18 protein-coding genes are annotated in these 25,935 nt (G+C 72.3%); 8 read left to right on the top strand and 10 right to left on the bottom strand.

The window, feature by feature from the left end:
• Positions 1-50 precede the first annotated feature (50 nt).
• The 3 genes from ACFW2G_RS30375 to ACFW2G_RS30365 all read right to left on the bottom strand — a co-directional run bounded on the left by ACFW2G_RS30375 (position 51) and on the right by ACFW2G_RS30365 (position 6,530).
• Entirely contained in the window at positions 51-5,000 is a 4,950-nt protein-coding gene (locus tag ACFW2G_RS30375) for an NAD-glutamate dehydrogenase (protein WP_037923229.1), read from the bottom strand.
• 367 nt (positions 5,001-5,367) lie between these two features.
• Positions 5,368-6,033, bottom strand: a complete 666-nt coding sequence (locus ACFW2G_RS30370; protein ID WP_037923227.1) for an HAD family hydrolase — start codon at positions 6,031-6,033, stop codon at positions 5,368-5,370.
• Positions 6,030-6,530, bottom strand: a complete 501-nt coding sequence (locus ACFW2G_RS30365) for a DUF6912 family protein (RefSeq protein ID WP_037923224.1) — start codon at positions 6,528-6,530, stop codon at positions 6,030-6,032. Before ACFW2G_RS30365 ends, ACFW2G_RS30370 begins: the two co-directional genes overlap by 4 nt.
• A gap of 314 nt (positions 6,531-6,844) precedes the next feature.
• Here ACFW2G_RS30365 and ACFW2G_RS30360 point away from each other — a divergent pair, with 314 nt between their 5' ends.
• Positions 6,845-7,294 carry an Rv3235 family protein gene (locus tag ACFW2G_RS30360; protein ID WP_384446224.1) on the top strand — a complete coding sequence of 150 codons (450 nt, stop codon included), beginning with the start codon at positions 6,845-6,847 and terminating at the stop codon, positions 7,292-7,294.
• A 185-nt stretch (positions 7,295-7,479) separates the two neighbouring features.
• On the opposite strand, the gene secA is transcribed toward ACFW2G_RS30360, so the two are convergent.
• Complete coding sequence (gene secA / locus ACFW2G_RS30355; protein ID WP_037923220.1) at positions 7,480-10,269, bottom strand: preprotein translocase subunit SecA; 2,790 nt, start codon at positions 10,267-10,269, stop codon at positions 7,480-7,482.
• Positions 10,270-10,508: 239 nt separating this feature from the next.
• On the opposite strand from secA, the gene ACFW2G_RS30350 reads away from it, so the two are divergent.
• Positions 10,509-11,084, top strand: a complete 576-nt coding sequence (locus ACFW2G_RS30350; RefSeq protein ID WP_384455518.1) for a GNAT family N-acetyltransferase — start codon at positions 10,509-10,511, stop codon at positions 11,082-11,084.
• Positions 11,085-11,137: 53 nt separating this feature from the next.
• On the top strand, positions 11,138-12,319 hold the full coding sequence (locus ACFW2G_RS30345; protein WP_384455521.1) for a winged helix-turn-helix domain-containing protein: 1,182 nt from the start codon (positions 11,138-11,140) through the stop codon (positions 12,317-12,319).
• Positions 12,320-12,526: 207 nt separating this feature from the next.
• Here the strand turns inward: ACFW2G_RS30345 and ACFW2G_RS30340 are convergent, their stop codons facing one another.
• The 6 genes from ACFW2G_RS30340 to mtrA all read right to left on the bottom strand — a co-directional run bounded on the left by ACFW2G_RS30340 (position 12,527) and on the right by mtrA (position 19,800).
• On the bottom strand, positions 12,527-13,279 hold the full coding sequence (locus tag ACFW2G_RS30340) for a response regulator transcription factor (protein ID WP_037923214.1): 753 nt from the start codon (positions 13,277-13,279) through the stop codon (positions 12,527-12,529).
• A 191-nt stretch (positions 13,280-13,470) separates the two neighbouring features.
• Entirely contained in the window at positions 13,471-14,166 is a 696-nt protein-coding gene (gene hpf / locus ACFW2G_RS30335; RefSeq protein WP_384455544.1) for a ribosome hibernation-promoting factor, HPF/YfiA family, read from the bottom strand.
• A 330-nt stretch (positions 14,167-14,496) separates the two neighbouring features.
• Positions 14,497-15,225, bottom strand: coding sequence for a ComF family protein (locus tag ACFW2G_RS30330; protein ID WP_384585259.1), 729 nt, complete (start codon positions 15,223-15,225; stop codon positions 14,497-14,499).
• Between the two features lie 58 nt (positions 15,226-15,283).
• Entirely contained in the window at positions 15,284-17,170 is a 1,887-nt protein-coding gene (locus ACFW2G_RS30325; RefSeq protein ID WP_078556609.1) for an LpqB family beta-propeller domain-containing protein, read from the bottom strand.
• Entirely contained in the window at positions 17,160-19,022 is a 1,863-nt protein-coding gene (mtrB, locus tag ACFW2G_RS30320; RefSeq protein ID WP_037924216.1) for an MtrAB system histidine kinase MtrB, read from the bottom strand. The genes ACFW2G_RS30325 and mtrB overlap by 11 nt, the downstream gene beginning before the upstream one ends.
• 88 nt (positions 19,023-19,110) lie before the next feature.
• Positions 19,111-19,800, bottom strand: a complete 690-nt coding sequence (gene mtrA, locus ACFW2G_RS30315) for a two-component system response regulator MtrA (RefSeq protein WP_189747360.1) — start codon at positions 19,798-19,800, stop codon at positions 19,111-19,113.
• Between the two features lie 234 nt (positions 19,801-20,034).
• On the opposite strand from mtrA, the gene ACFW2G_RS30310 reads away from it, so the two are divergent.
• From ACFW2G_RS30310 to ACFW2G_RS30290, 5 genes are read left to right on the top strand one after another with little or no spacing between them, the layout of a single operon-like run.
• Positions 20,035-21,249, top strand: a complete 1,215-nt coding sequence (locus tag ACFW2G_RS30310; protein ID WP_384585263.1) for a hypothetical protein — start codon at positions 20,035-20,037, stop codon at positions 21,247-21,249.
• 7 nt (positions 21,250-21,256) lie between these two features.
• Positions 21,257-21,937: a DUF4129 domain-containing protein gene (locus ACFW2G_RS30305; RefSeq protein WP_384585266.1), complete on the top strand. Its 681-nt coding sequence runs from the start codon at positions 21,257-21,259 to the stop codon at positions 21,935-21,937.
• Complete coding sequence (locus tag ACFW2G_RS30300; RefSeq protein WP_384585268.1) at positions 21,934-23,322, top strand: DUF4350 domain-containing protein; 1,389 nt, start codon at positions 21,934-21,936, stop codon at positions 23,320-23,322. The genes ACFW2G_RS30305 and ACFW2G_RS30300 overlap by 4 nt, the downstream gene beginning before the upstream one ends.
• On the top strand, positions 23,319-24,305 hold the full coding sequence (locus ACFW2G_RS30295) for an AAA family ATPase (protein ID WP_384585271.1): 987 nt from the start codon (positions 23,319-23,321) through the stop codon (positions 24,303-24,305). The genes ACFW2G_RS30300 and ACFW2G_RS30295 overlap by 4 nt, the downstream gene beginning before the upstream one ends.
• Entirely contained in the window at positions 24,305-25,615 is a 1,311-nt protein-coding gene (locus ACFW2G_RS30290) for a DUF58 domain-containing protein (protein ID WP_384585273.1), read from the top strand. Before ACFW2G_RS30295 ends, ACFW2G_RS30290 begins: the two co-directional genes overlap by 1 nt.
• The last annotated feature ends 320 nt before the right edge of the window (positions 25,616-25,935 follow it).

Here is a 25,935-nt window from a genome sequence, read left to right as displayed (position 1 = left end):
GCCCGGGACCCTATGGTCCCGGGCCCGGCCCGTTCGTCACGCCGTCGCGATCAGCTGTGCGCGCGCAGCAGACTGCGCATGGTCCGCATCGCCACCGACAGGTTCGCCAGGTCGAAGTCGTCCGAGCCCCGGATCTCCTCCAGGGTCGTCCGGGCACGCCCGATGATCGCCGCGTTCTTCTCCTCCCACGCCTGGAAGCGCTCCTCGGGAGTCGAGGCGCCGCCGCCCACCGACAGCACGTCCGCCGTCAGGGCCGCGTGCGCCGCGAACAGGTCCTCGCGGATGGACGCGCGGGCCATCGACTGCCAGCGGTCGGCCCGCGGCAGCTCGATGATCCGGTCCATCAGCTGCGTGATGTCCAGGCGGTCGGCGAGGTCGTAGTACACCTCGGCGACCCCCAGCGGGTCCACGCCCGTCCGGTCCGCGATCGCGACGATGTCCAGCGTCGGGAAGGCGGACGAGAACCCGGCGACCTTCGCCGCCAGCTCCTCCGGCACGCCCTCGCCGGTCAGCTCGTCCATGACCAGCTGGTACCACTCCAGGTCCGCGCCGCGCACCAGCTTCGGCAGCTCCGCCCACACCTGGGACACCCGCTCCCCGAAGAAGGCGATGGTCTCGGTGATCTGGAGCGGCTGCGGCCGGTTGTTGAGCAGCCAGCGGGTACCGCGCTCGACCAGGCGGCGCGAGTGCAGGCGCACCCGGGTCTGGACGTCCGCGGACACCTTGTTGTCCAGCGCCTCCACCGCGTCCCACACGTCGGCCAGGCCGAAGATCTCGCGGGCCGCGAGCTGCGCCCGGACGATCTCCTCCGTGGAGGCTCCGGTCTCCTCGCGCAGACGGTGCAGGAAGGTCGAACCACCGGTGTTGACGGTGTCGTTGACCAGGATCGTCGTGATGATCTCGCGGCGCAGCGCGTGCCCGTCGATCTGCTCGGCGAACGTGTCGCCCAGCACCGCCGGGAAGTACGCGAAGAGCAGGCGGCGCAGGTACGGGTCGTCCGGCAGCCCGGTGGCGATGAGCTCGTCCGCCGTCGTGATCTTCGTGTAGGCCAGCAGCACGGCCAGCTCCGGCTGGGTCAGCCCCTTGCCGTTGTTGAGCAGTTCGCGGATCTGCCGGTCGGTGGGCAGGAACTCCAGCTCGCGGTTGAGCAGTCCGGCGCTCTCCAGGCGGCGCATGAAGCGCTGCTGGGCGTGGAGCAGGCTGGGGGCCTGGGCCGAGCCGTTGGCCAGCGCGGTGTTCTGCGCGTAGTTGTTGCGCAGGACCAGGTGGCCGACCTCGTCGGTCATCTGCGCGAGCAGCTTGTTGCGCTGCTTGACGGTCATGTCCCCGTCGGCGACGACCGCGTTGAGCAGGATCTTGATGTTCACCTCGTGGTCGGAGGTGTCCACGCCCGCGCTGTTGTCGATGGCGTCGGTGTTGACCTTGCCGCCCTCGCCGCCGGCGCCGCTGCGGGCGAACTCGATACGGCCGAGCTGGGTCAGGCCCAGGTTGCCGCCCTCGCCGATGACCTGCGCCCGCACGTCGGAGCCGTTGACGCGGATGGCGTCGTTGGCCTTGTCGCCGACGTCGGCGTGGGTCTCGGACGTCGCCTTGACGTAGGTGCCGATGCCGCCGTTCCACACCAGGTCCACGGGGGCCTTGAGGATCGCCTGCATCAGCTCGGCCGGGGTCATCTTGGTGACGCCGGCCTCGATGCCGAGCGCCGCGCGCATCTGCGCGGTGACCGGGACGGCCTTGGCCGAACGCGGGTGGATGCCGCCGCCCGCCGAGATCAGCGAGGTGTCGTAGTCCGCCCACGAGGACCGCGGCAGCTCGAAGAGGCGGCGGCGTTCGGCGTACGAGGTGGCCGCGTCCGGGGCCGGGTCGATGAAGATGTGCCGGTGGTCGAAGGCGGCCACCAGGCGGATGTGCTCGGAGAGCAGCATGCCGTTGCCGAAGACGTCACCGGACATGTCGCCGACGCCGACGACGGTGAAGTCCTGGGTCTGGGTGTCGTGTCCGAGCTCGCGGAAGTGCCGCTTGACGGACTCCCACGCGCCGCGGGCGGTGATGCCCATGCCCTTGTGGTCGTAGCCGGCCGAGCCGCCGGACGCAAAGGCGTCGCCGAGCCAGAAGCCGTAGTCCTCCGCCACGCCGTTGGCGATGTCGGAGAAGGTCGCGGTGCCCTTGTCCGCGGCGACGACGAGGTAGGTGTCGTCCTCGTCGTGGCGGACCACGCTGCGCGGCGGCACGACCTCGCCGGCGACCATGTTGTCGGTGATGTCGAGCAGCGCCGAGATGAAGATCTTGTACGAGGCGATGCCCTCGGCGAGCCAGGCGTCGCGGTCCACCGACGGGTCGGGCAGGTTCTTGGCGACGAAGCCGCCCTTGGCGCCGACCGGCACGATGACGGTGTTCTTGACCATCTGCGCCTTGACCAGGCCGAGGATCTCCGTACGGAAGTCCTCGCGGCGGTCGGACCAGCGCAGGCCGCCTCGGGCGACCTTGCCGAAGCGCAGGTGGACGCCCTCGACGCGCGGGGAGTACACCCAGATCTCGTACGCCGGGCGCGGCGCCGGCAGGTCCGGGATGGCCTGCGGGTCGAACTTCATCGACACGTAGGCGTGCTGCTCGCCGTGGGAGTCGAGCTGGAAGAAGTTCGTGCGCAGGGTCGCCTTGATGAGGGTGAGGAAGGCCCGCAGGATGCGGTCCTCGTCGAGCGAGGCGACCTGGTCCAGGGCCCCGTCGAGCTCCTCCAGCATGGCGTCCACGAGCTCGCTGCCGGCGGCCTGGCGGACGGGAGACATCCGGGCCTCGAAGAGCGAGACCAGCAGCCGGGTGGTGTGGACGTTGTTGCGGAGGGTGTCCTCCATGTAGTCCTGGCTGAAGGTGGAGCCGGCCTGGCGCATGTACTTGGCGTACGCGCGCAGGACGACGGCCTGGCGCCAGGTCAGGCCGGCGCTCAGCACGAGGGTGTTGAAGTTGTCGTTCTCGGCCTGGCCGTTCCAGACGGCCGCGAAGGCGTCCTGGAAGCGTTCGCGGGCATCGTCGCCGAGGTCGCCCGCGGAGAGCCGCAGACCGAAGTCGTAGATCCACGCGGTCGTGCGGTCGGCGCAGCGCAGCTCGTACGGGCGCTCGTCGGTGACCTCGACGCCGAGGCGCTGGAGGACCGGCAGGACGGCGGACAGGGAGACCTGCTCACCGGCGCGGTAGATCTTGAAGCGGCGTTCGCCGGGGCCCGCGCCGACGGGCTCGTAGAGCGACAGCGCGAAGTCCTTGTCGCCGTCGCGCAGCTTCTCCAGGTGCACCAGGTCGGCGACGGCGGCGCGCGGCGAGTGGTCGGCCTTGTAGCCCTCGGCGAAGGCGCTGCCGTAGCGGCGCAGCAGCTCCGCGGCGCGCTCCTCGCCGAGCTCGGCGTTGAGCGCCTGGTCGAAGCCGTCGGCCCAGGACCGGGCGGCCTCGACGAGTCGGCCCTCGATGCGCTCGACGTCGCCGTCGGTCAGCACGGGCAGCTCGGTGCCCTGCGGGACGCGGACGACGAAGTGGATGCGGGAGAGGATCGACTCGGTGTTCCAGGCGGTGAAGTCGACGCTGATGCCGCCGAGCTCCTCGCGCAGGATGTCCATCAGACGCAGCCGCACACCCGTGGTGAAGCGGTCGCGCGGCAGGTAGACGAGCGCCGAGTAGTAGCGCCCGTACTCGTCCTGGCGCAGGTACAGCCGCAGCCGGCGGCGTTCCTGGAGGTACAGGACGGAGGTGACGATGGACTGGAGCTGGTCGACCGGGGTCTGGAACAGCTCGTCGCGGGGGTAGGTCTCCAGGATCTGCGTCAGGTCGCGGCCGTCGTGGCTGGACGGCGAGAAGCCGGCCCGCTCCAGTACCTCGGCGACCTTGCGGCGGATGACCGGCACGCGGCGCACGGACTCGGTGTACGCGGCGGAGGAGAACAGGCCGAGGAAGCGGCGCTCGCCGACGACGTTGCCGTCGGCGTCGAACTTCTTGACGCCCACGTAGTCGAGGTACGAGGGGCGGTGCACGGTGGAACGGCTGTTGGCCTTGGTCAGCACCAGCAGGCGGTGCTCGCGGGCCTTGGCGCGGGCGTCGGCCGGCAGCCGGTTGAAGGAAGGCGAGACCGGGTGGCCGTCCTCCTTGCCGCTGTGGTGCGGGTCGGAGCGCAGGATGCCGAGGCCGGTGCCGGGCACGGCGGACAGGGAGTCGCCGTCCACGAGGTTGTACTCGCGGTAGCCGAGGAAGGTGAAGTGGTCGTCGGCGAGCCAGCGCAGCAGCTCGCGCGCCTCTTCGAGCTCGTACTCGCGCAGGTCCGGGGCGGTGGGCTCGTCGGGGAGGCTGTCCGCGATGCGCAGCGCGGCCTCGCGCATCTTCTCCCAGTCCTCGACGGACTCGCGTACGTCGGACAGGACGCGCTGCAGGTCGACGGTGATCTGCTTGAGGTCGGCGCGGTCGGTCTCGCGGTCGATCTCGACGTGGATCCAGGACTCGACGAGGGAGTCGTGGGGGCGCTCGGTGCGGAGGCCGTGCGCGTCGCAGTCGGGGCCGAGGATCTCGATCAGCTTGCCGGTGATGTCACGGCGGACGACGACCTGCGGGTGGATCACGACGTGGATGCCGCGGCCCTGGCGGGACAGCTCGTTCGTCACGGAGTCCACGAGGAAGGGCATGTCGTCGGTGACGACCTCGACCACGGAGTGGCTGGAGGTCCAGCCGTTCTCCTCCACCGTGGGGGTGTGCACGCGTACGTTCGCGGTACCCTGCGGGCGGTTCTCGGCCAGGCGGTAGTGGGAGAGCGCGGCTCCGAACACATCCACCGGGTCCCGGTCCGTGAGGTCCTCGGGCGCCGTGTGCAGGTAGTAGCGCTGGAGGTAGGAGAGGACCGTGTCCCGGTCCGGACGCTCTCCCTGCTCGGCCCCAGTCGGAAGTAGCCCCCCGGCCGGGCTGTGCTCAGCTACCCGGGCCGCCCGTGTGAGCAGCTCGGCCTTTGCTTCGTCCAGCTTGGTCTGCATGTCCTCTGGCTCCTGTCGCGCGCCATTGCGTGACGTAGGTGAAGGAAGGAATGGCGTAGCGCCGCGAGGCGGGGTGTCCGTTCTGGGCCGACGCTATGCCGTCGTGAGAGCCGACCGGGAGGGAATGAGCCAAGATCGGCAGAAGGTCCCGGTGGCGGGGATCAGCGATGGCCCGGGCACTGTCGTACGCCGGGCGCAGGACGGAGGCTCCAGTGCCCCCGAGGGATATCGCGCTGATCACGGGTACAAGGCTATCCCGACCTACCCCCAAGTCGTCATTCACTGCATCTGTACAAATCTTGGGGTGGAACTTTGACACTCTGGCCAGCGACGTTGCGAGCCTTCCGTGCAGCAGCCTGTCCAGTCGCTATTCGGCCAGCTCGCGAGCTGTGAGAACGGCCTCCGCCAGGGTGTCCACGACCGGCACTCCGGCTGATTCCAGACTGCGGCGGCTGTGCGAGCCTCCGGTGTAGAGGACGGCGCGCGCGCCGACGTGGGCGGCCGCGAGCGCGTCATCGACGGCGTCTCCGATGAGGACCGTACGGTCGGCGGTCACTCCCGTCGCGTCCAGGGCCTGCATGTGGCGTACGAGATGTCCTGCCTTGGAGGTGTGGGACGGGCCGGTCCGCCCGTCGACGCGCAGGAAGTGCGCGTCGATGCCATGGGCGCGCACGAGCGGGACGAGCCTGTCGTGGGGTGCGAGGGACAGCAGGGACTGGGTGAGCCCGTCGCGCTGCCACCCCTGGAGCAGGTCCCGGGCGCCCTCGGCCAGCCCGGAGTCCGCGGCGGCGGCCCAGTAGTGGCGGTGGAAGGCCTCGTCCATGACGAGCCACTCCTCGTCGGTGGGCAGGCGCCCCATGAGGCGCTCGTAGAACTTCGGCACCGGTACGACGTACAGCTCGCGGTACGTCTCCAGGGTGATCGGCGCGAGGCCGAGCTCGGCGAAGGAGGCGTTCGTCGCGGTGATGACGGCCTCGATGTCGTGGAGCAGCGTGCCGTTCCAGTCCCACACGATGTGGTGCGTGTGCGTCATGTCAGCAGCCCCGGGATCTCCTGGACTCCGAACCACAGGAGCTCGTGGTCCTCGGCCCCGTCGACGGTGGACCGCGCGTCCTCGTCCCCGCCGTCGGCGGCGGGCAGGGCCAGCACGGCGGCGGTGACGTCCTCGTCCGCGTCGTCGGCGTCCGCGTGCACGGCGGCGGCCACGGTGAGGCGCACGGCGGCGGCGAGGCTCACCCGGCCGAGGGCGGCCTCGTCGTCCCCGGGCGTGGCGGTGGCGGCCTTGTCGTCCACGTCGACGGCGACGACGACGCGCCGTCGGGGTGCGCCGGGGTCGGCGGCGAGCAGCCGCAGTGAGGCGGCCGCGGCCCGGCCCAGGGCCGCGTACTCCAGCTCCTCGATGTCGTCCGAGGCGTACCACTCGCGCAGGCCGGGGGTGACGGCGTACGCCCGCAGCGGGGCGGGGCCCAGCTCACCCGCCGTGTGCACCTCGGCGAGCCCGGGGAGGGTCAGGGGGACGTACACGCGCATGGCCGGCTGCTTTCGGTAGTCGGAAACGCACCCAGGATACGACTCGGAGGCGGCCGGCCGGGGTGCGGCAGGGTGACGGCCGCGGTACCCCATCGGGCTGCCGCGGCCCGCCGGGTGCCCGTCCACCCGAGTACCCGGCCGCGATCGGGTGCACGCCCCGGGGCGGCGGTCGGGCTACTCGGATAGGTGAACCGGGCGGGCGGCCGGACCGGCCGCCGCCGTGGTTGCGGAGCGTGTTCGCCGACCGTAGAAGATCCCCATCAAGTTACCGCCCGGTACCACGCCGGGCCCGGCCTGTTCGGGGGCAGATCGCGATGGACACCACGACGCGCGGCACGATCGGCGGAAACAGCGGCCGCCGCAGGCCCGCCGGCCGCTCCGGGACCCGCCCGGCCGGGCGGCGCGACACCCGCCGCCCCGCGGATTCCCCGCCCACCCCGCGCCTCGGCCCGCACCACTGGTTCGCCGAACGCCTGCTGGCCGTGGTCAGCGGCCGGCGCCCGGTGCACTCGCTGCTCGGCCACACCGTCGGCCCGGCCTACCAGCAGCTGGTGAACCTGGCCCCTGCCGAGCAGGCCCGGCGCGTGCGCCGGTCACCGGTCGTCCGCCAGTGCGGCCGCTTCGTCCCCGGCCCCGGTGTCATCGAGGCCTTCGCACGCATCGCCACCGGCGACCGGCTGACCGCGATGGCCTTCCGCCTGGAACAGGGCCCGGACCTCCGCTGGCGCTGCGCTGCGATCGAGATCCGGGGCCCGCTGCCGTGACCCCCTCCCCCGGCACGTGCCCGGACCCGCCGGCGGTCGAGGCGGGCCGGCCCGGGTGCGGCGCCCCCGGACGGCTCCGCCCCCGGGAACGCCCCGCGGCCCCGGCGGGAACCGAACGGCCGGGGCCGGACACCCGTACGGTGTCCGGCCCCGGCCGACGCCCCAGGACCCCGCGGGGCCACGGCTCACTTCTTGCGACGGCGCCCGCCTGCGGCCTTCTGCGCCTTACGGCGCTCGGCCCGCGTCATCCCGTCGCCCGCTTCGCTCTCGAAGTCGCCCTCGATCACACCGCCCTCGCCGTCGACCGTCGGCGCCGAGAAGTGGAGCCGGTCCGGACGCTGCGGAGCGTCGAGACCCTTCGCCCGGATCTCCGGGCGGGCGGCGGCCACCGGCTCCTTCGTCAGCGAGGGAGCGGCGTCCTGCACCGGAAGCTCCTCGACCTGCTGCTCGACCTGGACCTCCAGGTTGAACAGGTAGCCGACGGACTCCTCCTTGATGCCCTCCTGCATGGCGTTGAACATGTCGAAGCCCTCGCGCTGGTACTCGACCAGCGGGTCCTTCTGGGCCATCGCCCGCAGGCCGATGCCCTCCTGGAGGTAGTCCATCTCGTAGAGGTGCTCACGCCACTTGCGGTCCAGCACCGACAGCACCACGCGCCGCTCCAGCTCGCGCATGATCTCGGAGCCGAGGGCCTTCTCACGGGCCTCGTACTGCTCGTGGATGTCGTCCTTGACCGACTCCGCGATGAACTCGGCGGTGATGCCCGCGCGGTCGCCGGCGGCGTCCTCCAGCTCCTCGATGGTGACCTTCACCGGGTAGAGCTGCCGGAAGGCGCTCCACAGGCGCTCCAGGTCCCACTCCTCGGCGAATCCCTCGACCGTCTCGGCCGCGATGTACGCGTCGATCGTGTCGTCCATCATGTGGTGGACCTGCTCCTGGAGGTCCTCGCCCTCCAGGACGCGGCGGCGCTCACCGTAGATGACCTCACGCTGGTTGTTGAGGACCTCGTCGTACTTCAGGACGTTCTTGCGCGTCTCGAAGTTCTGGGTCTCGACCTGCGACTGGGCCGACGCGATCGCGCGGGTCACCATCTTGTTCTCGATCGGCACGTCGTCCGGGACGTTGGCCATCGCCATGACGCGCTCGACCATCTGGGCCTTGAACAGGCGCATCAGGTCGTCGCCCAGCGACAGGTAGAAGCGGGACTCGCCCGGGTCGCCCTGACGGCCGGAACGGCCGCGCAGCTGGTTGTCGATTCGGCGCGACTCGTGGCGCTCGGTGCCCAGCACGTACAGCCCGCCGAGCCCCTTGACGTCCTCGAACTCAGCCTTCACGGCGGCCTCGGCCCGGGTGAGCGCCGCGGGGAGGGCGTGCGCCCACTCCTCGATGTGCTCCTCCGGGTCCAGGCCCTGCTGGCGCAGCTCGGCCTCGGCCAGGTCGTCCGGGTTGCCGCCGAGCTTGATGTCGGTACCGCGGCCGGCCATGTTCGTGGCGACCGTGACGGCGCCGCGGCGGCCGGCCTGCGCGACGATCACGGCCTCGCGCTCGTGGTGCTTGGCGTTGAGCACCTCGTGCGGGATGCCGCGCTTGGAGAGCTGCTGCGAGAGGTACTCGGACTTCTCGACCGACGTCGTGCCGACGAGGATCGGCTGACCCTTCTCGTGCTTCTCCGCGATGTCGTCGACGACGGCGGCGAACTTGGCGACCTCGGTCCGGTAGATCAGGTCGGCCTGGTCCACGCGCTGCATCGGCCGGTTCGTCGGGATCGGGACGACACCGAGCTTGTAGATCTGGTGGAACTCGGCGGCCTCGGTCATGGCCGTACCGGTCATGCCCGACAGCTTCGAGTACAGGCGGAAGAAGTTCTGCAGGGTGATCGTGGCGAGGGTCTGGTTCTCGTCCTTGATGTCCACCCCTTCCTTCGCCTCGATCGCCTGGTGCATGCCCTCGTTGTAGCGGCGGCCGGCGAGGATACGGCCGGTGTGCTCGTCGACGATCATGACTTCGCCGTCGATGACGACGTAGTCCTTGTCCTTCTTGAACAGTTCCTTCGCCTTGATGGCGTTGTTCAGGTAGCCGACGAGCGGGGTGTTCACCGACTCGTAGAGGTTCTCGATGCCGAGCCAGTCCTCGACCTTGGCGACACCGGCCTCGTGGATGCCGACGGTGCGCTTCTTCTCGTCGACCTCGTAGTCGCCGGTCTCCTCGATGCCCTTGAGCGGCTGGCCGGCCTCGCCCTTGGTCAGGCGGGTGACGAGCTTGGCGAAGTCCGCGTACCACTTCGTGGCCTGGTCCGCGGGGCCGGAGATGATCAGCGGGGTGCGGGCCTCGTCGACGAGGATCGAGTCGACCTCGTCGACCACGGCGAAGTTGTGGCCGCGCTGGACGAGCTCGTCCTGGGACCACGCCATGTTGTCGCGCAGGTAGTCGAAGCCGAACTCGTTGTTCGTGCCGTAGGTGATGTCGCAGTTGTACTGCTCGCGCCGCTGCGCCGGCGACATGTTCGCCAGGATGCAGCCGATGGACAGGCCCAGGAACTTGTGGACGCGGCCCATCATCTCGGAGTCGCGCTCGGCCAGGTAGTCGTTCACCGTGATCAGGTGGACGCCCTTGCCGGACAGCGCGTTGAGGTAGGCGGGCAGGGTGCCGACGAGGGTCTTGCCCTCACCGGTCTTCATCTCGGCGACATAGCCGAGGTGCAGCGCCGCGCCACCCATGATCTGGACGTCGTAGTGGCGCTGGCCGAGGACGCGCTTGGCCGCCTCGCGCACGGTCGCGAAGGCCTCGGGCAGCAGGTCGTCCAGGCTCTCACCGTCCTGGTACCGCTGCTTGTACTCGTCCGTGAGCGCCCGCAACTCGGCGTCGGAGAGGTTGACGAAGTCCTCTTCGATGGAGTTGACCTGGTCCGCGATGCGGTGCAGTTTGCGCAGGATCTTGCCTTCGCCTGCACGCATGAGCTTGTTGAAGACGGACACTGAGGCTGGTCTCCTTGCCGGTCGGGCCTGGGCACTTTACGTAGCCGGGCACGGCAGGTGGGCCCCACCGCAACGGCCATCGTAAGCGAGGACGCGGCCGCGTCGGGAGGTCCGCCGTTCCCATGAGGGCACGGGTGCCCGGATTGTGAACGTACGGGGGACACCGAAGGTGCCGCATCGCCCCGAGGGATTCCCGGAAAGTGTTCGCCCGGGGGTCTCGGCGACAGCAGAATCCGCGCATGGAGCCCATCACACTGACCACCGAACGCCTCGTGCTCGGCCCCTTCGCCCCCGAGGACGCCCCCGAGGTGTACGCGGCCTGCCAGGACCCGGACATCCAGCGCTGGAACGAGGTCCCTTCCCCCTACGGGCACGCGCACGCGGACACCTGGGTCAACGAGACCGTGCCGGCGGGCTGGCGCGAGGACACCGCATACAGCTTCGCCGTCCGGCTGCGGCCACCGGGTCCGCTGGTGGCGGCCCTGGGCGTGCACCCACGCGGCGAGTCCGTGTTCGAGGTCGGCTTCTGGGCGGTGAAGGAGCACCGCGGCCGCGGCTACGTGACCGAGGCGGTCGGCGCCGCCGCCCGCTGGGCCTTCGCCGAACTCGGCGCCGGACGCCTGGAATGGCGGGCCGAGCCCGGCAACGCGGCCTCCCGGGCCGTCGCCGAGAAGGCCGGCTTCAGGATGGAGGGGATCCTGCGCGCCGGGATCTCCCACCGCGGCACCCTGCGCGACTGCCGCGTCGGTGGTCTGCTCCCCTCCGACCTGGGCCTGTCCGCGCGCCTGCCGTACCTGCCGTCGCCGACCGCCTGACCCCGCCGGGTCCGGCCCGCTCGATGTCAGTGGCGGCCCCTAGGCTTCGGCGCATGACCAGCCTGCCGCCGCCGACCGTGTCCCTGTCCGCCGACGAGGCCCGCCGGATCGCCCTGCGCGCCCAGGGCTTCCTCGGAGCCCCCGACCGGCGCGGCGGGGTCCGCGGGGTCCTGCGCCACCTGGGCGCCGTCCAGCTCGACACCATCTCGGTGCTGGCCCGCTCCCACGAGCTGATCCCGTACGCACGGCTCGGCGCGGTCGGCCGGGACACGGTGGAGAAGGCCTACTGGAGCGAGCGGCACGCCTTCGAGTACTGGTCGCACGCGGCCTGCATCCTGCCGATCGAGGAATGGCCCCACTTCGCTTTCCGCCGCCGGGCCAACCGGGCGCGCGGCCACCGCTGGCACGTCCTCCGGGACAAGGAGCACTCGACGCGGGCGGTCCTGGACCGCCTGACGGCGGACGGCCCGCTGACCTCCACCGAGCTGGGCGGCGCCAAGAACGGCGGCGAATGGTTCGAGTGGTCCGAGACCAAGATCGCGGTGGAGTGGCTGCTCGACACCGGCGAGGTGGTGTGCAGCGAGCGCCGCGGCTGGAAGCGGGTCTACGACCTCCCCGAGCGGGCCGTGCCCGACGCGCTGCTCCACGACGACCTGGACGACCACGAGTGCCTGCGCCGCCTGGTCGCCCTGGCCGGCCGGTCCCTCGGGGTCGGCACCCGCGCCGACATCGCGGACTACCACCGGCTCAAAGGGGAGCAGTTCGACGCGGTGGTGGCGGACTCCGGGCTGGTACCGGTGGAGGTGGAGGGCTGGTCCAAGCCCGCCTGGGCCGACCCGTCGGCCCTCGCGACGGCTCCTCGGGGCCGCCACCGCACGACGCTGCTGTCTCCGTTCGACTCCCTCGTCTGGGACCGTCCGCGCACGGAGCGGATCTTCGGTTTCACGCACCGCCTGGAGGCGTACGTCCCCAGGCCGAAGCGGATACACGGGTACTTCGCGATGCCCCTGCTGGCCGGCGGCCGGCTCCAGGGCCGCGCCGACCCGGCCCGCGAGGGCCGCACGCTGGTCGCCCGGCAGCTCTCCCTGACCTCTCCCGCGGCCGCGGGAGCGATGGCGCAGGCGCTGCGGGAGGCCGCGGAGTGGGTCGGCTGCGACGCGGTCCGCGTGGAGCGCGCGCAGGACGCCGCCGAGGCCGCGGCGGTGACGGCCGAGCTGGCGGCACTGGGCGCCTGACCGCGCTCCGCCGACCCCGAGTGGGGAGGCCGGGGGCTGTTCCGTGGCCCCGCGGGCGCGCGGCGCCGGCCGCGGCACCTCACCGTGCCGCCGGACCGCCCGGGTGCGCCCCGCACGAGGGCGTGCCTGCCCGTGCGGGGCACCGCGTCCGACGCCGTGCGCCGTCCCGCGCCGCGGGCCGATCCACCGGTGACGGCGGCACAGCCCTCAGCGGATCTCCAGGATCTTCTCCCGCATCGCGTAGACCACGGCTTCCATCCGGGAGTGCAGCTGAAGCTTCTCCAGGATGTTGCGGACGTGGTTCTTCACGGTGTTCTCGGAGATGAACAACTCCTTCGCGATGTCGCGGTTGTTCATGCCGGTGGCGACCAGCTTGAGGACCTCCAACTCCCGGTCCGTCAGCCGCGGCGCCGGCACCAGCCGCCGCTCGTCGGTCCGCTGGATCATCGACTTGAACTCGGTGAGGAGCTTCGACGCCATCGACGGGCTGATCTGCGACTGGCCGTCGGCCACCGCGCGGATGGCGGTGGCCACCTCGTCCGTGGAGATCTCCTTCAGGAGGTAGCCGGTCGCGCCCGCCTTGATCGCGTCGTAGAGGTCCGCCTCCTCGTCGCTGATCGTCAGCATGATGATTTTCGCGGAGGGAGCCACCTCCTTGATCGAGGTGCACGCCTCGATCCCGCCCCGCCGGGGCATCCGCACATCCATGAGCACGATGTCCGGCAGCAGATCGGCGGCCTTGTCCACCGCCTCCGCGCCGTCTCCGGCCTCGCCGACGACCTGGATGTCCTCCTCTTGCGCGAGGACGATCTCCAGTCCCCGCCGGAAGAGCGCGTGGTCGTCGACCACGAGGACCCTGATGGGCTCCCCGTCCGACGCGTCGGCGGTCTCCCCCGACGGGTCCGCCCCGCGGCAGGCCGCGCCGTCGTCCGCGCGTACCGGACCGAAGCTGTCCGCCATCGTCCCTCCCCCTGCATGGTGCTGAGCTGCCGGGCCAACCGGACACGTTCCGCAGCCGGTTGACTGCCCGCCATGATTCCATGCCCGCACCACGGCGCGGGGGATGCCGGCGGACCTCCTGGCGCATACCCGCCATGCAGGTGCCCCCGCGGAGGCGCCGGAGCGTCCCGCGGGGGCAGCGAACGGTCTGCTCAGCCGCCGAGCGCGCCACCCGCGCCGCCCCGCGGCTCCTCCGAGCTGGAGGCACCGTCGGGGTTCACGTGGATGACGCCGTAGTCGTAGGCGTGCCGCCGGTAGACGACACTGGGCAACTTCGTCTCGGAGTCGACGAACAGATAGAAGTCGTGGCCGACCAGCTCCATCTCGTAGAGAGCCTGGTCGAGCGACATGGGCGCGGCCGAGTGGGTCTTCTCGCGGACGATCAGCGGGCCTTCGCCCTGCACTTCGATGGAACCGATCCGGGTGATCGGAACTCCGTCCGTCTTCTCCTCGGTGACCGGCTGGCCACTGCCGTTGAGCGAGGCGACGCCCGGCACGACGTCGGCGACCTCGGCAGCCGGGATCCGGCCGCTGCCACGGCGGGTGTAGCGCTTGTCGTGCTGCTTGCGCAGCCGGGCCTCCAGCTTGTCCTGGGCGAGGTCGAGCGCCGCGTACGGGTCGGCGGCGGCGGCCTCGGCCCGGATCACCGGGCCCCGCGAACGCAGGGTGATCTCCACGCGGTCGGAACGGTCGGCCTGGCGCGGGTTGTGCTCCTTGGACACCTCGACGTCCAAGCTGATCACCTTGGCGTCGAGCTTCTGGATCCGCTCCGGATTCAGCTTCTCGGCCACGTGCTTGCGGAACCGCTCGGGCACCTCGGTCTTGCGGCCCTTGACGACGATGTCCACGCAGAACTCCGTTCCCGGATAGCTCCGCCCGACGGGGCGAAGCGTCTCCCTTTCGCACCAGACTCCGGTGAAGGCCGGAGCCTCGGACTTGGCGACTTTCACCTCCTCCTCCCCCATCGGCAAGATCTACACCCCACCGACTTCGGAGTCGAGAGAACAGCCTCCTGAGTTCCTCACAACCGAACATATCCCTGTATGACGGTTGTCGGCACCCGCTACCGGCACGTACTTCCAGTCCAGTGGCCGTTCCCTCGTACTACCTGCAACGATGGGCCTTCCCCTCCAGTTCCAAATGTATTCACGGGATTTTCCTCCCGGAGACGTTGCAGGTCACCGCGCCGCCGTCCCGCGAGATCGCGCGAAGGAGTCCGCCGGCGCGGCGACCACCGCTGCCCGCAGCACGGCCCCCGGGCCCGCCCCGGCACCCGCCGCGCGCACCGCCCGGGCCGCCTCGGCCAGCGTCGCCCCGGTGGTGATCACGTCGTCCACCAGTACGACCCGGGCCCCGCCCGTCAGCCGTGCCCCGTCCCGGCACACCGCCAGCGCCCCGGCGAGGTTCTCCCGGCGCTCCCGGGCCCCCAGACCCGCCTGGTCGGCCACGGCCCGCCGCAGCCCCAGTACGGGCGCCACCCGTGCGGCGACCCCGGCCCGCCGCAGCCGCCCCGCCGCGGCCAGAGCGATCCTGCGGGCCGGATCGTGCCCGCGCGCCCGCACCTGCCGCCGCGCCGAAGGAACCGGCACCAGCGCCACCTCGGCCCGGCCCGGCCCCGTACCGCCCGCCAGGACGGCCGCCGCCAGCGCGTCACCCAGCACCCCGGCCAGGGGCAGCGCCCCGCGCTCCTTGTGGGCCAGCAGCACGCCCCGTACGGCCCCCTGGTAGGCGGCCGCAGCCGCTACCACCGGCAGCCCCTCGGGGCACGGAGACGGCCGCACCGGCCGCGCCAGGAACCCGCCGAGCGCGCCCCGGCAGTCGTCGCACACCAGCACGCGGGCGGCACCGCACCCGGCGCAGTCCGCCGGCAGCACCAGACCGGCGAGCTCCTGCCACCACCCCCGCATGACTCCACCCTGGCGGCCCGGCCCCCCGCCCGCCACCCCTGTGGACGACCGCAGGACCTCAGCCCGGGTAGACCGGAGACCCGCCGCCCTCGGCCACCGTGCGCCACTGCGCCCCCGGCGGCAGCCAGACGATCCCGTCCTCCGAGTACGCCACGACCGGCTTCGGCTTCGACTCGTCCTCCGCCGCGGCAGCCGCGACCTCGGCCAGCCCCGTGGCCCCCGGCAGACTCGCCGCGACCACCGAGCCGTCCGCCAGCATGTAGCGGGCCTGCTGCACCCCGCGCTTCTCCCGGCCCACCACCAGCAGCCGGCCGCGCGGCGCCCAGCTCATCGTGGTCACGTCCGCCATCTGCGGGGCCGCCGGACGCAGCTCGCGCACCGACACCGCGGAGATGTCACCCTTCGTGTCGGGCCTCTCGACCCGCCCGATGTAGAGGAGCTTGCTGCGCGCGTCCTCCTCCAGCAGCAGCGCGATCCGCGCCCCGTCCGCGGACGCCTTCAGCGAGACGATCCGCCGGTTGTCGAGCCCCGCCACCTGCACCCTCTCGGGCGTTCCGGTCCCGCCCGGCACCCGCCACAGACCCGGGTGCTGCTGATCCCGGTCCGCGACCCACAGGTCGCCCGAGGCGTCCCAGCTCGGCGCCGTCAGCGTCTCCGCCTTGCCGCCCCGGCCGATCGGCACCTGGGCCGGCATCGGCCCGCCCCCGACCAGCGACACCACGTACAGGCCGTGCCCGTCCTCGGACACCACTGCCGCGCGCCGCTCGTCGTGCGAGACCGCCGCCGAGCTGACCTTGAACACCGGAGCGGTCGCCAGCGGCCCCGGCACCGGCTCGGTACGGATCTGCTGGTCCTCACCGCCCACGTCGAGCTTCATCCGGACCAGACGCTTCTCGTTGTCGACGAAGTACTGGTACTCCGGGATCTTCGGCCGGTTGGCGATGGCGTCCGCACTCACCGAGGTCACCGAACACAACGAGGACGTCTTGTCGTCGGAGGAGCGCAGCAGTTCGACCTGGTCGAGCCGGGAACCCGTCAGGTCCTTGACCGTGTAGAGCAGCTGGGTGGCCATCTTCTTGCACTGCGGCTGCGCGACGTTCCCCACCTTGTCGTTGAGCGGCACGCGCAGCGTGTTCTGGCCGTCGTACGAGAGGGACTTGGTGCCCGTGCGCAGTTCCGTACCGGTGGGGAAGCTGGACTCCACGACCGGCGCGAGCCACCGGGACGGCCCGGCGAGGAGCGACTGCACGGTCTGCGTGGTCGGGTCCATCCGCGAATCGGGGTCGCTGCGCTGGCGCACGTAGACCGGGTCGGCGACGAGCGTGTCGCCGGCGAAGTAGTACTTGTTCACCGGCATGTAGATGCGCTGGAAGTCCGACTCGCTCAGCACCAGGCCGTTCGGCGGCGTCGAGATGCGCCACTGCCGGTCCTCGTCCTGGACGAGCTGGAGCTGCTCCTCGTACTCCCTGGCGCCGGTCTGCGGCTGGTACGCGCTGTGCTCGTCGACGGTCGCGAGCAGCTTGCCCGTCACCTTCCAGCGAGGCCCCTCGGGATCCTTCTCGCCGCGCACCGCGACCCGGTTGAGGCCGGAGGAGAGCACGGTGACGACGGAACTCGGCTTCCAGGACTTCGCGGCCGCCGGCGTGAGGTACTTGCGGGCGGTCTCCAGCTGCGGGTCGTCACTGGTCATCGCCTCAAGGAAACCGTCGACGATCTCCGCCGGGGTGGCCTTGTCCGCGGGCGGCACGCCGAACACCCGCACCTGCGAGTCCACGCCCTGCGAGGCCTGCACCGCGCGGATCTCGCCGCTGTCGGGCATCGAGGCGCAGCCCGCCAGCATCAGCCCGGCCGCAGCGAAGGCGTACGCCCGCACGGTGCGCAGGCGCCGGCGCCGGCCCTTCACCCGTGCGCTTTCCCACCGCGCGTCCACGGGCTCACCGTCCATCGGCTCGATCCTCCTGTTGTACCTGCTCGGCCGGGCGGGCAACGACCCGCGCCCCGCTCCCCGGCAGGGCGGTCGGGTCGGCGGGCACCGCCTGCGCCCCGGCGACGGGCGGGCGCGGCGGTATCGGCGAGCGGTCCCCGGCATCGGGCACCGTGCGTTCGGTCCCGGTGCCCGACGCCGCGGCCGCGGCGTCCGCGGCAGCCTTGGCCCGGTTGGCCCGGGAGTCCTCCGGCTCCAGCGGGATGGGCGAGCCCCGCAGCGGCTCGTCCGCGGTACGCGGCAGCGTCAGCCGGAACTGCGAACCGCCGCCCGGCTCGCCCCATGCCTGGAGCCATCCGCCGTGCAGTCGGGCGTCCTCCACGGCGATGGACAGGCCGAGGCCGGTCCCGCCGGTCGTGCGCGCCCGCGCCGGGTCGGCCCGCCAGAAGCGGTTGAAGACACGGGTCGCCTCGCCGGGCTTGAGTCCGACGCCGTAGTCCCGTACGGCGACGGCGACGGCCCCGCCGGCGGACGCCAGCCGCACCACCACGTCGCGCCCCTCGCCGTGCTCGACGGCGTTGACGACGAGGTTGCGCAGGACCCGCTCGACGCGCCGCGAGTCGGCCTCGGCGATCACCGGCTGGGAGTCGCCGAGGACCCGGATCCGGGTGCCCTTGTGCTCGGCCAGCGGCTCCGCCCCGTCGATGACGCGGCGCACGACCTCCCGCAGGTCGATCGGCTCCGCCTCCAGGGCCGCGGCTCCGGCGTCGAAGCGGCTGATCTCCAGGAGGTCCGCCAGGAGCGACTCGAAGCGGTCGAGCTGCCCGGCGAGCAGCTCGGCGGAGCGCGCCGTCACCGGGTCGAAGTCGACGCGGGCGTCGTGGATGACGTCGGCGGCCATCCGGACCGTCGTCAGCGGGGTCCGCAGCTCGTGGCTGACGTCCGAGACGAAGCGGCGCTGCATCCGGGACAGCTCCTCCAGCTGCTGGATCTTGTTCTGGAGGTTCTGCGCCATCTTGTTGAAGGCCTCGCCGAGGCGCGCGATGTCGTCCTCGCCGGTGACCTTCATCCGCTCCTGGAGCCGACCCGCCGACAGCCGCTCGGCGATCCCGGCGGCCATCCGCACGGGGCTCACGACCTGGCGCACGACGAGCCAGGCGATACCGCTCAGCAGGACGACGACGAACAGCCCGGCGGTGGCGATGGTGCTCTTGACCAGGTTGAGGGACTCCTCCTCCTGGGTCAGCGGGAAGAGGTAGTACAGGTCGTACGGGTCACCGTTGATGTCGGTCAGCCGCTTGCCGACGACCAGCGCCGGCTCGGGCTCCTTCTTGTCGGCCCCGCTGGAGTAGCGGATCTGCGAGAAGGTCTCGAACGTGCCGGTGCCGTGGTTGACGGCCCGGCGCAGACTGATCGGCACGCTGGCCGTCGGATCCACGTTCCCGGAGGCGCGGGCGCCCCGGACGCCCTGCGCGCCGGGCTGGGGCTCCTCTCCGGTGCCGGCACCGAGCGCGACCACCTCGAAGGCGGTCTGGCCGCCACTGGCCAGCTGCTTGACCAGGGAGTTCATCCACGTACTGGCGTCACGACCGACCTTGTTGTCGGTCGCGTCGGGCCCGTCCACGGTCGCGGGGGTGTTGGCCTTCTCCTGCGCCACCGCGAACCCGCCCGCGGCCTGGCTCTGCGCGGCCTCCTCCTTCGCGTCGAGGAGGCCCTTGCTGACCTGCGCGATGACGACGAAGCCCAGGGCCAGCACCACGGAGAGCGAGATCAGCAGGGTGGCCGCGACGACCCGGAGCTGGATGTTGCGGCGCCACAGCCGGACAGCCGGAAGCAGCGGCCGCCGTACGAGACGTACGAACAGCCGCAGCATCCGGCCGGCGGGAGCCCCGTCCCGGAGCAGCCTGCCGGTCCACAGGCGGGAACCGCCCCGGACCCTGCCCGAGGTGCCGGACTGCACGTCAGCTGGGTCCGGCCTTGTAGCCGACACCACGCACCGTCACGACGATCTCGGGGCGCTCCGGATCCTTCTCGACCTTGGAGCGCAGCCGCTGCACGTGCACGTTGACCAGGCGGGTGTCCGCCGCGTGCCGGTAGCCCCAGACCTGCTCCAGCAGCACCTCGCGGGTGAAGACCTGCCAGGGCTTGCGCGCGAGCGCGACCAGCAGGTCGAACTCGAGCGGGGTCAGTGCGATCGAGGCGCCGTCGCGCTTGACCGAGTGTCCGGCCACGTCGATGACCAGGTCACCGATGGCCAGCTGCTCGGGCGCGGGCTCCTCCGACCGGCGCAGACGGGCCCTGATACGGGCCACCAGCTCCTTCGGCTTGAACGGCTTGACGATGTAGTCGTCGGCCCCGGACTCCAGGCCCACGACCACGTCCACCGTGTCGCTCTTGGCGGTCAGCATGACGATCGGCACGCCTGACTCGGCCCGGATCAGCCTGCAGACCTCTATGCCGTCCCGTCCGGGCAGCATGAGGTCCAGCAGCACCAGATCGGGCTTCGCCTCCCGGAAGGCGGCCAGCGCCTTGTCGCCGTCCGCTACGAACGACGGCTCAAAACCTTCTCCCCGCAGCACAATGCCGAGCATCTCGGCCAGCGCGGTGTCGTCGTCGACGACGAGCACGCGTCCCTTCATGGTTGACATCATCCCATTAGCCAATCGTGACCCGGCGGTGAGCTGTCCCACAGCCAAAAGGGCTGGAAATCGCCCCTCGGACCTGCGTGGACGTCGGCCCGGCCGGTCTCGCCCGGATCCGGGCGACACTTGAAGGTACGGGCTGCCGGGTATCCGGGGGGACGGCTGGTCCGTTCGGGGCCCTCACATGGCACGATGGCAGCGACCAGCGCCCCCGCCGCAGCAGGTGGATGTGAAGGAGCGACGATGAACGACTCTCCGGGCTGGGCTACGCCCGGATCCTCTCCGTCCGACGGCGACCGGCAGGGCTCCCCTGCCGACCGGCCGGGCAGCGACGGCGGCGCGCAACAGCCCGCACGGCCCACCGGCGACCCCAAGTGGTCCGCCGACCAGCCACCGCCGGGCCAGTGGTCGAGCCCCGGCGCCACGCCCCCGGCCGACACCCCGCAGCCCCCGGCGCAGCCCTCCGGCGGCTGGGGACAGCAGCCCGGCGGCCCCGGCGGATGGGGTCACCAGCCGCCCGCCGCCAAGCCCGGAGTCATCCCGCTGCGCCCGCTGGGTCTCGGCGAGATCCTCGACGGCTCGGTCGCCACCCTGCGCACGCACTGGCGCTCCGTCGTGCCCATCACCCTGGTCGTGGCCACGGTCCTCCAGGTGATCAGCGTGCTCGTGCAGAAGTTCATGCTGAACGACCTGCCCATCAGCTCCACCGGGGGCATGACCGCCGAGGAGCTGATCGACAGCCTCAGCAGCTCCCTCACCGTCTCGGTCGTGAACCAGTTCATCCAGGTCCTCGGGACGATCGTGGTCACCGCCATGCTGACGATGATCTTCAGTCGGGCCATCCTGGGACAGCACTCCACGGTGTCGGCCGCCTGGCGCGAGGCCCGCCCCCAGCTGCTGCGCCTGATCGGCCTGACCCTGCTGCTGGCCCTCGGCATCATCCTGCTCGGCGCCGTCCTGGTCCTGCCGGGAGCCCTCGCGGGCAACGTGGGCCTGGCCTTCGTCGGCTTCGCCGCCTGGCTGCCGCTCGTCGCCTGGCTCGGCATCAAGTTCAGCCTGGCATCCCCGGCCCTGATGCTGGAGAAGAGCACCGTCGTCAAGGCCTTCCAGCGCTCCTCGAAGCTCGTCGCCGGCGCGTGGTGGCGCGTCTTCGGCATCACGGTCCTCACGGCCCTCATCGCCTCCATGGTCGCGCTGGTGGTCTTGGGGTTCTTCCAGATGATCGGCGTCTTCGCCTTCGGCGGCATCTACTCCCTGGCGGACGGCAGCGCCCAGACCGCCTGGGGGCCGCTGATCTTCTTTGGCATCGGCCTGATCATCGCCCAGACGATCATCATGCCCATCCAGTCCGGCGTCACCGTCCTGCTCTACGTCGACCAGCGCATCCGCCGCGAGGGCCTGGACCTGGAGCTCGCCCGGGCGGCCGGCATCGAGAACTACGGCACGACCGGAGGCTGACCCACCGATGATGAGCACGGGGGGCCTCATCAACCGCACCGCGGCGCTCCTGCCGGGTGCGGAGACACCACCGGTGACGACACCGCGCGCGCCCGCCCAGGAAGCGGCGGAGCACGAACTGTCCAAGCCGATGTACCACGAGAGCGACCCGAGCCTGGTGGACCGCGCCCTACGCGCGTTCTTCGAGTGGCTCGACGACCTGTTCGGTGCCGCCTCCGGGGCGACCCCCGGAGGCACCGCGGGCCTGGTCGCAATCCTGCTCCTGGTCGTCCTCGCGGCCGCCGCGCTGTGGTGGCGCCTGGGCTCCCCCCGCCGCACGGCCGCCGCCGCCGGCACCCTCTTCGACGACGGCGTACGCAGCGCGGCCGACCACCGCACCGCCGCGGAGGCCCACGCCGCCGCCGGCCGCTGGACGGAGGCCGTCCAGGAACGCATGCGCGCGGTGGTCCGCTCCCTGGAGGAGCGCACCCTGCTGGATCCGCGCCCGGGCCGCACCGCCGACGAGGCGGCCGCCGAGGCCGCGGTCTCCCTGCCGGAGCATGCCGCCGCCCTCCGCGCCGCCGCCCGCACCTTCGACGACGTCACCTACGGCGGCCGCACCGCGGACGCCGACGCCTACGCCCGCCTGCGCACCCTCGACCTCACCCTGGACCGTGCCAAGCCGCTCCTGACGGGACCCGCCTCATGACCGGCCCGACCCAGCCCTGGAGCACCCCGGAGCACCCCCCGGCACGGTCCGGCACCGCGGCTTCCGCCCCGGCCGGGCGCGAGCCGGGGCCGTCCCCGCGCAGCGCCGAGCAGCATGCCGCGCCATCGTCCGGGCCCGGTCCCGCCCCGGCCCCGGCCGCCGCGGGACCCGGCGAAGGCCCCGGCCGGGGTACAGTCACGGCCGCCACCCCCGCCGCAGCGCACCACCCGCGCCGCGCCACCCGCACGGTACGCCGCACCGCCGCCGTCCTGGCCGTCGTCGCCGCCGGCGCCGTCATCCTCGCCGCCCTGAATTCCGGCACCCGGCACGGCGCCCTCGACCCCCGCTCCGCCGACCCGGCGGGCAGCCGTGCCGTCGCCGAGCTCCTCAAGGAACGCGGCGTCACGACCCGCGTCGTCACCACCACCCGCGAGGCCGCCGACGCGGCCGGCCCCGGCACCACCCTCCTGGTCACCGAGCCGGACCTGCTCGGCGCCGCCCAGCGCAGCGCCATCCGCTCGGCCATCGACCTCTCCGGCGGCCGCACCGTCCTGCTCGCCCCCGGCGACCCCAGCCTCTCCGACCTCTCCCCCGGGGTCCGCACCGAGGGCGACGCCGCCACCGACGACCTCGCCCCCCGCTGTACGCTGCCCGCCGCCGAATCCGCCGGCCGCGCCGGCACCGGCGGCGGCCTCCGCTACAGCACCGCCCTCCCCGGCGCCATCGCCTGCTACCCCAGCGGCGGCCACCCCACCCTCCTCGTCCTGCCCACCGGCACCACCGGCGGCGACACCGTCCTCCTCGGCTCGGAGACGGTCCTCCTCAACGAGAGCCTCGCCGAGGAGGGCAACGCCTCCCTCGCCCTGCAGCTCCTCGGCTCCCGCCCGGACCTCGTCTGGTACCTGCCGTCCCTCGCCGACTCCGACGCCGGCACCGGATCCGGCGACGAGGACAAGACCCTCTTCCAGCTCGTTCCGGCCGGCTGGTCCTGGGCTTTGCTGCAGCTCCTCCTCGCGGCCGTCCTGGCCGCCCTGTGGCGCGCCCGCCGACTGGGCCCCCTCGTCACCGAGAGGCTCCCTGTCGCCATCCGCGCCTCCGAGACCACCGAGGGCCGCGCCCGCCTTTACCGCAGGGCCGGGGCCCGCGACCGCGCCGCGACCGTACTGCGCGCCGCCTCCCGCGAGCGTCTGGCCGCACTGGTCGGCGTATCCCCCGCCCAGGCCCACGAGGCGGCCGCGCTGGTCCCGGCCGTCTCCGCCCGCCTGACCGGCGGATCCCTGGACGTGACCGCCCTCCTCTTCGGTACCGCCCCTTCCGACGACGCGGCGCTCGTCGCGCTCGCCGGCCACCTCGACGCCCTCGAAAGAGAGGTCCGCACCTCATGACGTACCCGGCCACCGAGTCCACGGCCGCGACCGCGGACAGCGCCCGCGCTTCCCTCGAAGCGCTCCGCACGGAGATCGGCAAGGCCGTGGTGGGCCAGGACTCCGCCGTCACCGGTCTCGTCGTCGCGCTCCTGTGCCGCGGCCACGTCCTCCTCGAAGGTGTCCCCGGTGTCGCCAAGACCCTGCTCGTGCGCGCGCTGGCCGCGTCCCTGGAGCTCGACACCAAGCGCGTCCAGTTCACCCCGGACCTGATGCCCAGCGACGTCACCGGCTCGCTCGTCTACGACGCCCGGACCGCCGAGTTCTCCTTCCAGGACGGCCCCGTCTTCACCAACCTCCTCCTCGCGGACGAGATCAACCGGACCCCGCCCAAGACGCAGTCCTCACTCCTGGAGGCGATGGAGGAACGCCAGGTCACCGTGGACGGCACCGCCCGCCGGCTCCCCGAGCCGTTCCTCGTCGCCGCCACCATGAACCCGGTCGAGTACGAGGGCACCTACCCCCTCCCCGAGGCCCAGCTGGACCGCTTCCTCCTCAAGCTCACCGTGCCCCTCCCCTCCCGCGAGGACGAGATCGGCGTCCTGAGCCGCCACGCCGCCGGCTTCGACCCCCGCGACCTGAAGGCCGCCGGCATCCGCCCGGTCGCCGGACCGGCCCAGCTCGATGCGGCCCGGGAGGCCGTCTCCCGGGTGTCCGTCTCCCCCGAGATCGCCGGCTACGTCGTCGACATCTGCCGCGCCACCCGCGATTCGCCCTCGCTCGTCCTCGGCGTCTCGCCGCGCGGCGCGACCGCCCTGCTGGCCACCTCCCGCGCCTGGGCCTGGCTCACCGGCCGCGACTACGTCACTCCCGACGACGTCAAGGCCCTCTCCCTCCCGACGTTGCGCCACCGGGTCCGGCTGCGTCCCGAGGCGGAGATGGAGGGTGTCACCGCCGACGCCGTCATCACGGCGATCCTCTCCCACGTCCCCGTCCCGCGCTGATGGCCCTCACCGGACGCGCCGCGCTGCTGGCGGCCCTCGGCAGCATCCCGGTCGGCTTCCTGGAGCCGAGCTGGGCGGGCATGCTCGCGGTCAACGGCCCGATCGCCCTGGCCTGCGCGGTCGACTACGCCCTGGCCGCATCGGTACGCGGCCTCGTGCTGGCCCGCTCCGGCGACAGCTCGGTACGCCTCGGCGAGCCGGCGGACGTCCACCTGGCCATCACCAACCCCTCCGGCCGCACGCTCCGGGCCCGTGTCCGCGACGCGTGGCCGCCGAGCAGCTGGGCCCCGGGCACGGAGGCGGCCGCTTCCCGCCACGAGCTGGTCGTCCCGGCGGGCGAGCGCCGCCGCCTGACCACCCGGCTGCTCCCGACGCGTCGCGGCGACCGCCACGCCGACCGTGTCACCATCCGCTCGTACGGCCCGCTGGGTCTGTGGGCCCGCCAGGCGTCCCGGCCGGCGCCCTGGACGGTCCGCGTCCTGCCGCCGTTCACCAGCCGCAGGCACCTGCCGTCCCGGCTGGCCCGACTGCGTGAACTGGACGGCCGTACCAGCCTCCTGACCCGCGGCGAGGGCACCGAGTTCGACAGCCTGCGCGACTACGTGCCGGGCGACGACACTCGTTCGATCGACTGGCGTGCCACGGCCCGCCAGCACAAGGTGGCCGTCCGCACCTGGCGCCCCGAACGGGACCGGCACATCCTGATCTGCCTCGACACCGGCCGCACCTCGGCGGGCCGGGTGGGCGACTCCCCCCGCCTGGACTCGGCCATGGACGCGGCCCTGCTCCTGACCGCCCTGGCGACCCGCGCCGGCGACCGGGTGGACCTCCTGGCCCACGACCGCCGCCCCCGCGCCCAGGTGCAGGGCCGCGCGGCGGCCGACGTCCTGCCGTCCTTCGTCAACGCCATGGCCACCCTCGAACCGGAGCTGGTCGAGACCGACTCCCGCACTCTGGTGTCGACCATCCTCCGGAATGCCCCACGCCGGTCCCTGGTGGTCCTCCTGACGAGCCTGGACGCCGCCCCGATCGAAGAGGGCCTGCTGCCGCTCCTGCCGCGGCTCACGCAGCGTCACACGGTTCTGCTGGCCTCGGTGGCCGACCCCCATGTGGCGGCGATGGCCGCCTCACGGGGAAGCGTGGACGCGGTGTACGAGGCCGCGGCCGCCGCCCAGACCCAGTCCCAGCGCCGCCGCACGGCCGACCAGCTCGCCCGCCATGGCGTCCACGTGGTGGACTCCACGCCCGACGCCCTGGCCCCGGCTCTGGCCGACGCCTACCTCTCCCTCAAGGCCGCAGGCCGCCTGTAGGGCACCGCGGCTGGATGCCCCGGGCGCCCTGGGCGGGCACCCCTCAGGGTCATCTCCGGCAATGTTCTGATGGTGGTGGAAGTCGTCCCAGGGACGCACTCGCTCACCGACGTCTGGACGCTCGACACGAGCGGCCTCACGAGCTGCCCCGCGGACTGGTGACACGGGGCGGCAGCGACGCCGTTACGCGCGTATGCGCCGGATGCGGCACTGGTCATGCCGGCGCGACCGGCCCGTGAACGCGGAAAAGCCCCGTACCAGAAGGTACGGGGCTTCCCCACAAAAATTGTTCGGCGGCGTCCTACTCTCCCACAGGGTCC

The organism is Streptomyces sp. NPDC058880, assembly GCF_042742535.1.
Classification (GTDB): domain Bacteria; phylum Actinomycetota; class Actinomycetes; order Streptomycetales; family Streptomycetaceae; genus Streptomyces.
The sequence above is the reverse complement of the archived record's forward strand: the minus strand, read 5'-3'. Positions and strand labels throughout refer to the sequence as shown.

Excerpts from the sequence above, each read along its gene's own strand:
- ACFW2G_RS30375 (WP_037923229.1), bottom strand. The coding sequence starts at position 5,000 with ATGCAGACCAAGCTGGACGAAGCAAAGGCCGAGCTGCTCACACGGGCG.
- ACFW2G_RS30370 (WP_037923227.1), bottom strand. The coding sequence starts at position 6,033 with ATGACGCACACGCACCACATCGTGTGGGACTGGAACGGCACGCTGCTC.
- ACFW2G_RS30365 (WP_037923224.1), bottom strand. The coding sequence starts at position 6,530 with ATGCGCGTGTACGTCCCCCTGACCCTCCCCGGGCTCGCCGAGGTGCAC.
- ACFW2G_RS30360 (WP_384446224.1), top strand. The coding sequence starts at position 6,845 with ATGGACACCACGACGCGCGGCACGATCGGCGGAAACAGCGGCCGCCGC.
- ACFW2G_RS30350 (WP_384455518.1), top strand. The coding sequence starts at position 10,509 with ATGGAGCCCATCACACTGACCACCGAACGCCTCGTGCTCGGCCCCTTC.
- ACFW2G_RS30345 (WP_384455521.1), top strand. The coding sequence starts at position 11,138 with ATGACCAGCCTGCCGCCGCCGACCGTGTCCCTGTCCGCCGACGAGGCC.
- ACFW2G_RS30340 (WP_037923214.1), bottom strand. The coding sequence starts at position 13,279 with ATGGCGGACAGCTTCGGTCCGGTACGCGCGGACGACGGCGCGGCCTGC.
- ACFW2G_RS30330 (WP_384585259.1), bottom strand. The coding sequence starts at position 15,225 with ATGCGGGGGTGGTGGCAGGAGCTCGCCGGTCTGGTGCTGCCGGCGGAC.
- ACFW2G_RS30325 (WP_078556609.1), bottom strand. The coding sequence starts at position 17,170 with ATGGACGGTGAGCCCGTGGACGCGCGGTGGGAAAGCGCACGGGTGAAG.
- mtrB (WP_037924216.1), bottom strand. The coding sequence starts at position 19,022 with ATGCTGCGGCTGTTCGTACGTCTCGTACGGCGGCCGCTGCTTCCGGCT.
- mtrA (WP_189747360.1), bottom strand. The coding sequence starts at position 19,800 with ATGATGTCAACCATGAAGGGACGCGTGCTCGTCGTCGACGACGACACC.
- ACFW2G_RS30310 (WP_384585263.1), top strand. The coding sequence starts at position 20,035 with ATGAACGACTCTCCGGGCTGGGCTACGCCCGGATCCTCTCCGTCCGAC.
- ACFW2G_RS30305 (WP_384585266.1), top strand. The coding sequence starts at position 21,257 with ATGATGAGCACGGGGGGCCTCATCAACCGCACCGCGGCGCTCCTGCCG.
- ACFW2G_RS30300 (WP_384585268.1), top strand. The coding sequence starts at position 21,934 with ATGACCGGCCCGACCCAGCCCTGGAGCACCCCGGAGCACCCCCCGGCA.
- ACFW2G_RS30295 (WP_384585271.1), top strand. The coding sequence starts at position 23,319 with ATGACGTACCCGGCCACCGAGTCCACGGCCGCGACCGCGGACAGCGCC.
- ACFW2G_RS30290 (WP_384585273.1), top strand. The coding sequence starts at position 24,305 with ATGGCCCTCACCGGACGCGCCGCGCTGCTGGCGGCCCTCGGCAGCATC.